The 11,232-nt window shown below is 41.8% G+C and carries 11 protein-coding genes; 9 read left to right on the top strand and 2 right to left on the bottom strand.

Going from position 1 to position 11,232, the window contains the following annotated elements; genetic code table 11:
- The first annotated feature begins 536 nt into the window (after positions 1 to 536).
- Genes VK664_RS21015 through VK664_RS21005 form a run of 3 tightly spaced genes read left to right on the top strand, consistent with a single transcriptional unit; the run spans position 537 to position 2,108 of the window.
- On the top strand, positions 537 to 926 hold the full coding sequence (locus VK664_RS21015) for a hypothetical protein (RefSeq protein ID WP_461400666.1): 390 nt from the start codon (positions 537 to 539) through the stop codon (positions 924 to 926).
- Positions 919 to 1,542 (top strand): SprT-like domain-containing protein, encoded by a 624-nt coding sequence (locus tag VK664_RS21010; protein ID WP_461400665.1) that lies wholly within the window; start codon positions 919 to 921, stop codon positions 1,540 to 1,542. Before VK664_RS21015 ends, VK664_RS21010 begins: the two co-directional genes overlap by 8 nt.
- A gap of 20 nt (positions 1,543 to 1,562) precedes the next feature.
- The gene (locus tag VK664_RS21005) at positions 1,563 to 2,108 is read left to right on the top strand and encodes an outer membrane beta-barrel protein (protein WP_461400664.1); all 546 of its coding nucleotides are present in this window, start codon (positions 1,563 to 1,565) and stop codon (positions 2,106 to 2,108) included.
- A 102-nt stretch (positions 2,109 to 2,210) separates the two neighbouring features.
- On the opposite strand, the gene VK664_RS21000 is transcribed toward VK664_RS21005, so the two are convergent.
- Together VK664_RS21000 and sucC are read right to left on the bottom strand one after the other, a co-directional pair.
- Entirely contained in the window at positions 2,211 to 2,729 is a 519-nt protein-coding gene (locus VK664_RS21000) for a GNAT family N-acetyltransferase (protein ID WP_461400663.1), read from the bottom strand.
- Between the two features lie 672 nt (positions 2,730 to 3,401).
- The gene (sucC, locus tag VK664_RS20995) at positions 3,402 to 4,619 is read right to left on the bottom strand and encodes an ADP-forming succinate--CoA ligase subunit beta (RefSeq protein WP_461400662.1); all 1,218 of its coding nucleotides are present in this window, start codon (positions 4,617 to 4,619) and stop codon (positions 3,402 to 3,404) included.
- A 200-nt stretch (positions 4,620 to 4,819) separates the two neighbouring features.
- Between sucC and VK664_RS20990 the strand changes: the two genes are divergently transcribed.
- The 6 genes from VK664_RS20990 to VK664_RS20965 all read left to right on the top strand — a co-directional run bounded on the left by VK664_RS20990 (position 4,820) and on the right by VK664_RS20965 (position 10,917).
- Positions 4,820 to 5,641: a purine-nucleoside phosphorylase gene (locus VK664_RS20990; protein WP_461400661.1), complete on the top strand. Its 822-nt coding sequence runs from the start codon at positions 4,820 to 4,822 to the stop codon at positions 5,639 to 5,641.
- A gap of 165 nt (positions 5,642 to 5,806) precedes the next feature.
- Complete coding sequence (locus VK664_RS20985; RefSeq protein WP_461400660.1) at positions 5,807 to 7,840, top strand: putative porin; 2,034 nt, start codon at positions 5,807 to 5,809, stop codon at positions 7,838 to 7,840.
- Positions 7,841 to 8,165: 325 nt separating this feature from the next.
- Positions 8,166 to 8,549: an HYC_CC_PP family protein gene (locus VK664_RS20980; RefSeq protein ID WP_461400659.1), complete on the top strand. Its 384-nt coding sequence runs from the start codon at positions 8,166 to 8,168 to the stop codon at positions 8,547 to 8,549.
- A gap of 267 nt (positions 8,550 to 8,816) precedes the next feature.
- On the top strand, positions 8,817 to 9,359 hold the full coding sequence (locus VK664_RS20975) for a heavy-metal-associated domain-containing protein (RefSeq protein WP_461400658.1): 543 nt from the start codon (positions 8,817 to 8,819) through the stop codon (positions 9,357 to 9,359).
- A gap of 77 nt (positions 9,360 to 9,436) precedes the next feature.
- Positions 9,437 to 9,907, top strand: a complete 471-nt coding sequence (locus VK664_RS20970) for a TlpA family protein disulfide reductase (RefSeq protein ID WP_461400657.1) — start codon at positions 9,437 to 9,439, stop codon at positions 9,905 to 9,907.
- Positions 9,908 to 10,074: 167 nt separating this feature from the next.
- Positions 10,075 to 10,917 (top strand): hypothetical protein, encoded by an 843-nt coding sequence (locus VK664_RS20965; RefSeq protein WP_461400656.1) that lies wholly within the window; start codon positions 10,075 to 10,077, stop codon positions 10,915 to 10,917.
- Positions 10,918 to 11,232: the final 315 nt, after the last annotated feature.

The raw sequence follows: 11,232 nt of genomic DNA, 5'->3' as shown, positions 1-11,232 counted from the left end.
TTGGGAGCGGGATTGTGCCTTTGCGCGGCCTTCGTACCGTGTTCGGAGTTACTGAAGCCGATCAGGGGAGAACAAGCACCAGCACTTGAAGAAACCCTAACAAAGCTGATCAGGGCAAAAAAGCCGATCGGAGACAACAACCACTCCCAGCATGAGCAAAGGTATTAACCACGGGACACAGCCGCAAAAAGGCACAATCCCGCTCCCAACGGTGCGAAGAAGCGGCCAAAAACTCTTGCATAATAATGCTGGTAAACAAAGAAAGCAAACCAGCATGTCGTACCGTGGTCGGAGTTACTGAAGCTGATCAGGGCAAAAAAGCCGATCGGAGACAATCCCGCACGTGCGGGACATGAACAAAGGTATTAACCACGGGACACAGCCGCAAAAAGGCACAATCCTGCTCCCAACGGTGCGAAGAAGCGACCAAAAACTGTTGCATAATAGTGCTGATACAAATTTTTTAACAACCCGACGACCCTGGAGATTATTTAGCGAATGCTTGCAATATCTTTGCATCCATGAATACCAATTCTATGATCAGACCCCTGATGCCGGTCTTTGTAATTTTTGTAATCGTTTCTATAATCTGCCTGTTTCTTCCCCAGCCATTAACAGGATGGAGTATCGATGCTAATGTGCTGCTCGTAGGTAATATCATTCTATTTATCGCCACGCTTGTCTCATTTATGTTCTACCGAAAGTCGCTTACCAATAATCACGCGCCATTTTTTATGCGTATGATTTATTCAGCGATGTTTGCGAAGATGATTATATGTATGGTCAGTGCTTTCATTTACATCGTGACCTACAAAAAAAACGTAAGCAAGGGAGCAATCTTCGCTTGTATGTTTTTGTATTTTGTATATACGTTTGTTGAACTGACGGTGGTTCTGAAACTCAGCAAGGAAAAAAAGAATGCCTAAAAAAGAAGCCCCGCTCGATTATCTGCGTCGTTTTATACCCGCAGAATCTGCACAGAAAACTTTGGATTACCTGGTGCACTATAAGGTGCACCTAACGATTACGCGCGAGCGAAAAACTGTGCTGGGAGATTATCGTCATGCAACGATGACTAAAACACATCGCATAAGTGTCAACGGTAACATGAACAAATATGCTTTTCTCATTACCCTTATCCATGAACTCGCGCACCTTGTTACCTTTTTGAGATTTGGAAACAGGATCCAGGCCCATGGCAAGGAATGGAAAAGGGTATATGGTGAAATGTTGATTGATTTTATGCAGTTGCCTGTTTTTCCGCCTGATATCAGGCAGGCGCTTGCCAGCTCCCTGCATGACTTACCTGCCAGTAGTTGTGCTGATGAACCGCTGATGCGGGTATTAAGGAACTATGATGACCGGAAGGATGGGCAGTTGCTGGTAGAGCAGGTACCGGAAGGTAAACTTTTTGACACCGGGGAGGGACGGATATTCCGGAAAGGAAAAAAGTTGAGAAAAAGATATCAATGTGTTGAAATCAAAACCGGTAAATTGTATTTGTTTAGTCCCGTCTACGAAGTAACGGAGATTGCATCATAACCTTCCACAAAACTGATCATATGAAGAAAGTTTTACTTAGTCTTTCATTAGTCATGACTGTTGTTTTTGTATTTGCTCAAACCAACAAAGGCGACTGGATGATAGGGGGTAATATCCGGGTGAATACAGCGAAATCAAATAATGAAGTCACTATTCAGCCGATTGCGGGATATTTTTTTGCAAAAAGTTTTGCGGCTGGTTCCGAGTTTAAACTGAGTTATTCAAAATTCGGAGCTGAAAAAAGCAGGTCAATTGGCGTTGGTCCCTTTGCCAGGTATTATTTCAATCTTAATAATTCTTCATTCAAGCCATTGGTTCATTCAACGGTGACATTCGAATCAGTAAACACAAATGAAAATGGTACTGAAAGCACAAATACGGTAACCAGTATATATATTCTTGGCGGTGCTGCGTATTTTATTAATGAAAATGTAGCACTGGAAGCGCTCGCAGGGTATAACCGCAGCAAGTATGAAAACCAGGATTCTGAAGGTGGATTTGTATTCCGTTTTGGATTCCAGGTTCATTTACTGGGCAGGGAAGTTCGTACCATAAAAAGCTATTGAATAAGAATGGTAATTCAACAAGACAATTGTTGAACAAGGATAGTTGTTCAACAAGGTTATGCAGGAGCATTATTGAAAAAGGAAAATTATTGAGTCAGTACATTACAGCGATTTGAGCATCCAGATTGCACAACCGAAATGGCCGCTGTTGCCAAGCTGTTTATCAAGATAATTAAAACCAAATTTTTCATACACCTTCATTGCCTGGCTCAGTTCCGGCATGGTTTCGATATAAACATGACGGAAGCTGGAATTGGTAGCAAAAGCAAGTGCCTTTTCAATAAGTGATTTTCCAAGACCGATTCCCCTGGCCGGGGGAACAAGGTACATTTTTACGAGTTCGCAGGTGCCTTCTGGCAGGCCGGGAGTAGGAAAGATACCCACGCCACCTGCAATGGTACCATCTATTTCAGCCACATAATAAATGCTGCCGGGTTCCTGGAATAATTCATACAAATGATCCGTACTGGAGTCATAATAAACCGTACCAGGATGGTTTGCTTTAAATTCAGTTAAAGTATCTCTGATGATCTTAGCGAGATGTGAATTATCTGCAGCCTGTATGGGCCTGATATTAATATCTTTCAAATCGTGTTTTACGCAAAGATAATTTCTCTGCATCAAAACTGATGATGGTTCCTTAACTTAAGAAGGCCATGATGGTATAAAGAATGACGTAAGAGACGACGATCATTCCATAAAATATTTTAGTAGCGTGTTTCATAAAATCTGATCTAAAGGTTTTAAAAGGGTTCGGGGAAAGCAATAACGAAAAACGGGATGCAAATATTTTGCCACCTCAAAATATTGTAGAAATCCACAGTACAGTTTTTGCAGCCCGGATACCTGCCAGGTAATGTCCTGGACTGGTACCGCGGTTATCATGTTAGTGGAAGGTAGATGATGTGGGGGAGACAAAGTTATCGTATCAGTGAAATGGATTTTGAAGCGTGTATAATGCCGACCGAAGGTCCCGGCCAGGCTGCTGGTGTATTTACTTCGTAATTTTACGTGAATTATGTATAGGGTTGTACCCTTATTTTTGCGACCAGTTATAAGAATAACAGGCGAGTAATTGTTAGCCGAGAATAACAATGGCCCGTTTTGATCCATTATCCATTCAAGTACTACACCCTGTGCAAATGACCCGACCCTGACTTAGAATTGCAATCATACCCTTTAAATGCTTGTGTCACTACTTCTGAGTTTCGTAAATTACCAGACTCATAAACTTCACGGCAATAAAAATCCCCCCAATACAAACTGGGGGGATTTTTTATAGCGATGATTTATCTATGATAGCGATAGCGCCTTAGCAACCAAAGCAGCTGCTTCACTCAATTCTATTGCTGACTGCACTTTCAATCCACTTTCTTCGATCAGCTTTTTAGCTTCAGCGGCATTTGTTCCCTGCAAACGTACAATGATCGGAACTTCGATATTCCCAATTGATTTGTAAGCATCAATTACTCCTTGTGCCACACGATCGCAACGTACGATACCACCGAATATATTAATGAGTATCGCTTTTACTTTAGGATCCTTCAGGATAATCCTGAATCCTGCTTCAACTGTCTGCGCATTTGCTGTACCACCTACATCCAGGAAGTTGGCAGGTTCACCACCACTCAGCTTAATCATATCCATTGTAGCCATGGCCAGACCTGCACCATTAACCATACAGCCTACATTACCGTCCAGTTTTACAAAGTTCAGGTTGTACTTTCCGGCTTCTACTTCTGTAGGATCTTCTTCACTGATATCACGCATTGCTTCCAGGTCCGGGTGCCGCATCAATGCATTATCATCCAGGTTCATTTTACAATCAACCGCGATTATCTTTTCATCAGCTGTTTTAAATAAAGGATTGATCTCAAGCATGCTGCAATCGAGGCCAACATAGGCGTTGTAAAGATTTGTAACAAACCTTACACAGTTTTTGAAAGCTTCACCTTTCAGGCCAAGGTTGAAGGCGATCTTCCTTGCCTGGAAACCGAGCAGCCCGCCGCTTGCATGAACCCATTCTTTAAATATTTTTTCCGGTGTGTTGTGGGCAACTTCTTCAATATCCATCCCGCCTTCTGTACTATACATAACAACATTCTGACCCTTTGTGCGATCAAGAAGAATGGATAAATAAAATTCCTTAACCGGGTTAGCACCAGGATAATAAACATCCTGTGCAACCAGTACTTTGTTAACCACCTTACCGGCTTCCCCGGTCTGGATGGTCACCAGCGTACCCCCAAGTAACCTCGAAGCTATCTGCTTCACATCTTCTGAGCTTTTGCCTACTGCAACTCCCCGCTGATCAGTTCCCACAATCTTACCTTTTCCACGTCCGCCGGCATGGATCTGGGCCTTAACTACAGCAAACGCATTACCGTACTGTACTTTAAGGTTCTTATAAGCTTCCTCTGCGGCGCCGGCACTTTCTACCGGAATGCCTTCCTGGATCGGGACGTTATATTTTTTTAATAACTCCTTTGATTGATATTCGTGAAGGTTCATGAAAAAAAATTTTGACGAAAATAGGAAAGTATTGTCAATTGATGATTTTCAATTGATAGAGACAGGTGGCAAATTGTTGTTTTGCAGTTAAATATGAAGGATTCATGATCTAAAAATCCAATATTCAATCTTAAATGTTCAAGATTCAATTACTTTGCAGCCGTTTCTTTTAAACGCATTATTAAATCAGACTTCTGTTTATGGCCGGTGTAATTGAGCAACTCCAGGAGACCACCTCATATATAAATTCCGTTTATCGTGGCAAACCACTTGTAGGGGTTGTACTGGGTAGCGGTCTCGGTAATTTTGCTGAGGGTATAAAGGTTGAAATGGAAATCGACTATAATGATATCCCGAATTTTCCGGTTTCGACGGTAGAGGGCCATCATGGGAAGCTGATTTTTGGAGAGCTGGGTGGCAAAACAATCATTGCCATGGCTGGTCGTTTCCATTATTATGAAGGGTACAGTGGGCAGGATGTGGTTTTCCCAATACGGGTGATGAAATCCCTGGGAGTTGAAACTTTATTAATATCAAATGCTGCAGGAGGCGTTGACCCATCTTTCCGGGTTGGGGACCTGATGGTTATCACTGATCATATCAGTCTTGCCACCGCGAACCCGTTATTGGGCAAAAATTTTGAAGCATTGGGACCAAGGTTTCCGGACATGAGCGAGCCATACAATAAACAATTGATAAAAAAAGCGGAAAAAATCAGTGATGATCTTGATATTCCACTTCGTTCAGGGGTTTACTTTGGAGTAACAGGCCCGACATTTGAAACCCGTGCAGAATACCAGATGATCCGTATCCTGGGTGGTGATGCGGTAGGAATGAGCACGGTTCAGGAAGTAATCGCAGCGGTTCATATGGGTATGAAAGTATTTGCAATGAGCGTTATTACGGATATTGGTATACGCGAGGAAGATAATGTGATTACCCATGAAGAGGTTTTGCGGGCAGCTAACGAAGCAGAACCCAAGCTGACCCTGATTTTTCAACGTTTAATTGAAAAGATCTGATAGGGAAAGGTTCAATGAATTGTTAATGAAGACGGTTTAGATAAGCCATTTCAACGAATCGGTTCCAACAAATTGGTTTCAATAACCAACTTCAGGAATACGTTCGCAATAAAAAGGAATACGTTCTCAATAAAAATGAACAGCTACAAATCTTACTGATAAGTGTTGAAAAGGAATCTCAAATTTTTATTTTTTGTATTGCTGGTATTTTTAATTACCGGGCAGCTCAATGCACAGAGTGGGGCAATGAACCGACTACAGGGAATGGGTAGTCGCTTCGGTGGCGGTTCTGGCGGAGCCGGAGACAGTTTACTAAAACGGGTTGATGACTCTATCACTATCACATTCCGCTACCTTGATTCCAGCCGCTCACAGAAATTTGATACGGTAATTACAGATTTTACACGCTTTTTTCCCGTTCCCTGGCAGTTTAAAACCCTTGGTAACCTCGGAAATGCCGCCGAATCAATGATTTACTCTCCCAAAATGCAATCAGGATGGGATCACGGTTTTCATTCCTTCGATATTTACAATTTTAAGCCAACCGATATCAGGTTTTACAATTCGACTAACCCATATTCCGAACTCGGTTATCTGCTGGGAAGCCAGCAGGAACAAATGATCCACCTGTTACACACGCGAAATATAACGCCCAACTGGAGTGTTAGTTTTCAGTACCGGCTGACAAGTGCTCCAGGCTTTTTTCAGAACCAGGCAACGAATCATAATAACTACCGGTTAGGATCCTGGTATCAATCCCGTAATAAACGATATCAGAACTTTGTGGTCGTGGTCGGGAATAAACTGCAGTCAGGTGAAAATGGTGGTATAAGAACAGATGGCAATTATCTTGACAGTGTCGGCTACACCCAAAGACTGACCATACCTACAAAACTTGGTGGAGATAATATTGGTAATTCCAACCCCTTCAACCCGGTTTTGAATGTAGCTTCCCGTTTTACGAATGCTACCTATATGATGCGGCAACAGTATGATATCGGTCAGAAAGATTCTATTGTTACTGATACCAGCGTTATTCCCTTATTCTATCCCCGTTTAAGGCTTGAACATACCATCACTTATAATACTTACAAATACCGGTATGAAGACAAACTTATTGACAGTACTGACAAAGCATATTATGAGAACTATTACAAATACCCGGACCTCATACGTGACACATCCCGCATTTTTCTAAGAGACTTTTGGAAAGAAATGATAAATGACTTTTCCATTTATTCTTTTCCTGATGCCAAAAATTCCCAGCAATTCATTAAGGTGGGCGCTTCCCTTCAAAATCTTAGCGGGGATTTCGACACCGGCCTTGTGAAAGAGAAATATTACAATTTCTTTATTCATGGTGAATACCGGAATAAAACGCGGAACCAAAAATGGGATCTTGAGGGCAATGGAAATTTCTATCTGCGCGGTCTTAACGCAGGCGATTACAGTGCTTATGTCAGTCTAAAGAGATTTGTTTCAAGGAAGATCGGCTATTTTGCAGTGGGTTTTCAAAATGTAAACCGAACTCCTTCTTTTAACTTCGACCCCATCAGCAGCTTTTATCTGCCATACGTACAAACACAGTCTTTTAACAAGGAGAACACGACAAATATTTTTGCTTCCCTGGAAGAACCACGATCAAAGCTGAAGTTAACCGGTAGTTATTACCTGGTGAGTAACTATACTTATTATAAGAGTTATTATGAACCGGCCCAGGCATCCACTTTGTTCAACGTTTTAGCTATTACTGCACAGAAACAAATAAAAATCGCCGGAAAATGGAACCTGCGAACCTGGATAGTGCTGCAACAAAGAGCTGGTAATGGACCTGTTAACCTGCCTCTTATTCTCACCCGCAACCAGGTCGGATATGATGGAAACCTGGGCTTCAAAAACCTTTCTACCAGTTTTGGACTTGAATTCAGGTATTTCACTCCATACAAGTCAAATGGATATTCTCCGATGATGGGACAATTCACCTACCAGGATACAAACACGGTGGCCATGCGTATGCCGGAGATCACGGCCTATCTCCATTTCAGGATCCGAAGCTTTATGGCCTATCTGCATGTAGAAAATCTCAATTCTTTTAGTTTGTCCACCGGAGGGTTTCATAATAACAATATCCTGATTCCTGATTATCCAACCCCGGGTCTCCAGATTCGTTTAGGGATACATTGGAGTTTTATCAACTAACTTAAAGAGAGATATGAATTATGAGTTATGAGTTATGAAACCAGTGATGAAATTATGAGGGATGAATGATCGGGTGACATCCTCATTCTAATAACTTGTACTTTCATGAGATTGGGAAATTCAAACGGTTTGGGTATTTGCTGACGGGCATTAGTTGCTGGCATTAGTTGCTGGCATTTGCTGCCGGATTTGCTGCCGGATTTGCTGCATGATTTGTTGCCGGATTTGCTGCCGGCATTTGTTGCCGGCGTTGAAAACAGCTTCTGGATCGCTGTCGCAATAGCCGATTATATATGCCGGGGGAATTTGTTATCTTTGCATTGTTGTGAAAAAAGCGTTTGTCGCCATATTAGCTGTTTTGTACCTGGCCGTTGCTAGTGGGGTTGAAATGAATATCCATTATTGCATGGGCGAAATTGCTTCTGTTGAATATGGTAAATCTGAAAAAGGGCGTTGCGGTAAATGTGGAATGGAATCCAAAAAAGGATGTTGTGAAGATGAGACAACATTTCTTAAGATCCAGGATTCACACCAGTCATCTCAACTGAGTTGGGCTTTCCAGGTACCTGTAGCTGAACTAGCAATATCACCTGATTTTCAGAGTTCCTTCGTATACCACAGTAAGTCTATCATCGATCAACCTGCGAAAGGTCCACCACCAGGTTCACATCTTCCAATTTATATAAAAAACTGCGTTTTTAGGATTTGATCTTCAGCCCGGTTGTTTTAAAGAGATGCCTTTTACTTTTGTCAATACATCACTTTTTAACAATCCATCCCTGGTTGTAACAGTTAGTTACTAGTTGTAACAGTCCGTTGCGTTTTACCTGATTCAACATCCCGGCTTTATTAATTTTCTATTCTGTTTCGGTCTGACTCGATTATTGGCTATGTTTTATTAATCCAATGAAACCGATAACGCGAGGATATTTATTAAAAGTCTAGCCGGTCCTGATCAATTTTAAAAAATCATTGTATGAAAAATATTATCATAATTGTAGCAATTTTTATTTCATTCTCAGCATCTGCACAATTTAAATCTGCCAGCCTTACAGCTGCAGGTTTGACCTGCGCAATGTGCACAAAAGCCATCAATATTGCACTCGATAAACTTCCATTTATTGAGTCGGTAAAACCCAATATAAAAACATCCTCTTTTGATATCAGCTTCAGGCCCGGTGCAGCTGTTAACTTCGACGCTATGAAAAAGGCTGTTGAAGGTGCCGGATTTTCGATTGCAAGGCTTGCAGTTAATGCAGAATTCAAAAATGTAACGGTCAAAAATGATTCGCATATTAAACTGGGGGATAAAACATTTCACTTCCTGAAGGTTTCCGCTTCTACTTTGAATGGTGAAAAGTCTGTTGTCATAGTTGACAAAGATTTTCTCAGTGCGAAAGAGTATAAAAAATATGCGGCAGCAACAAGCATGGCCTGTGTTCACACCGGTAAAGCTGAAAGCTGTTGTACCGGTTCAGGGATACAGGCAGGAACCCGGATTTATCATGTTACCATCTGATTGGATCTTATATGATATGCTATGACCCTGTCAGGCCTTTTATAAAACAGTTCCGTAAGACTGCTTTACTTTTCTTAATGGTAATGACTGCATCGGCAAGTATTAACGTTAATGCGCAACCGAAGAATTCCCGGGTTGGAACAATTGTCCCGGAGATTGCTTTGCCGGATACCGCCGGTTCCGTGCGTAGGTTGTCAAATCTGCTTGGAAAGGTAGTCCTGATAGATTTCTGGGCTTCCTGGTGCGGACCTTGTCGTAAATCGAACCCAGCCCTGGTGAAAATATATGATGAATACCAGTCCAGGGACTTCGAAATCTATGGCGTAAGCCTGGATGAGTCAACAATGGCCTGGAAACATGCCATAAATGCTGATAAAATCAACTGGGTACAGGTGAATGATAAAGGTAACCCCAATGAAGAAGGTACTGCAGCCTGGCAAATCAGGTATATCCCTACTTCTTTTTTGTTGAACAAGGAAGGGAAAATTGTTGCCGTTAATCCTTCAGTTAGACAACTAAGATCATACCTCAAAAAACATCTGAAATGAAATCAGTTTCATATAAATTGAAAGCAATATTATATAGATCTAACACATCAGTTTATGAGATTATGTCATCAACACCTAAACTGAACTTGTTATTAGATGATATTAGCTCAACATCATATAGATCGGATCTGTCATTATCCGGAATAAAATCTCAGTTCAAAATATTTTTGTTTTTTCCTATTCTCCTCTTTGCTATAGCCATATTGCCAGAAGAAGCCAGGGGCCAGGAATTATATGTGTTTACTGAACCGGCGTCCAATATGCCTGCAAAGTCATTGAGCGCTAAATATTCAGGCAAGTTTGTAAAAACAATCATGCATGAAACCCGTATAGAGCAAAGGCATACGGCTGAAGTCATGTTTGGACTCAACAAGAACTGGATGATACATGGGGCCACTACCTTTTCTGATATGTATACTGATCAGATGCGCTTTGAATCGGGTAGGGTCTATGCAAAATACCGGTTTCTTTCAAATGACCAGGTCCATAAACATTTCAGGATGGCAGCCTTTGGTGAGGCTTCACATAGCCGGAACGAATTGATGTTTGATGAAATTTCACTCGAAGGAGATCAGAGTGGAGTACAGGCTGGTCTGATTGCTACCCAGTTATGGAACAAACTTGCCGTATCTTCTACTGTAAGCTTTATTCAGGTCACGAAAGAAAAACCAAAACATCATCCTGAAGATCATCCTTACCAGGCATTTAATTATTCACTGTCTGCCGGCTTGCTGGTATTGCCAGTTGAATACACCAGTTACAATCAAACCAATCTGAATATTTATGTTGAACTACTTGGCCAGCAGGCCCTTGACAGGAAAAAATATTATGTTGACCTTGCGCCTGCCATTCAACTTATTTTTAACAGCACCTACAAGCTGAACCTGGGATATCGTTTCCAGTTAAACACTAACATGCTCAGGATGTCCCCTAACAGTTTCAACATCGCCTTTGAAACCGTTTTTCTGAATGTCTTAAAACGAAAAGGGAAGGAAAAGCCAGATCAATAAATAGTGAAGAACTGGGTATCAATCGCCTGATCTGCAAGCATCTTCTGGATTATAACTTCTTGTCGATTTCGTGTGAGTCGGTCACCAGCGGTAGGTCGGTCAAGGCACCTATTTCCCTGGTCCGTGTTCCCAAAGCTGATCAGGACGTGTAGGCAACCGGAGCATAAACAGCTCATAAAAAGCCCAATCAAGTCATAACAAGCCGATAGTAGCCAATTCCGCAGGTGCGGGACTGTCAAACGGCGCCGGTCCCACACTTAGTGGGAAGGAAATCAGTGCCGTACCGGACTACCGCCTTCGAACGGAGTGATTTTT

The organism is Flavitalea sp. (assembly GCF_035489435.1).
GTDB lineage: Bacteria > Bacteroidota > Bacteroidia > Chitinophagales > Chitinophagaceae > DATHKG01.
This window is presented reverse-complemented; position numbering and strand designations above follow the sequence as displayed.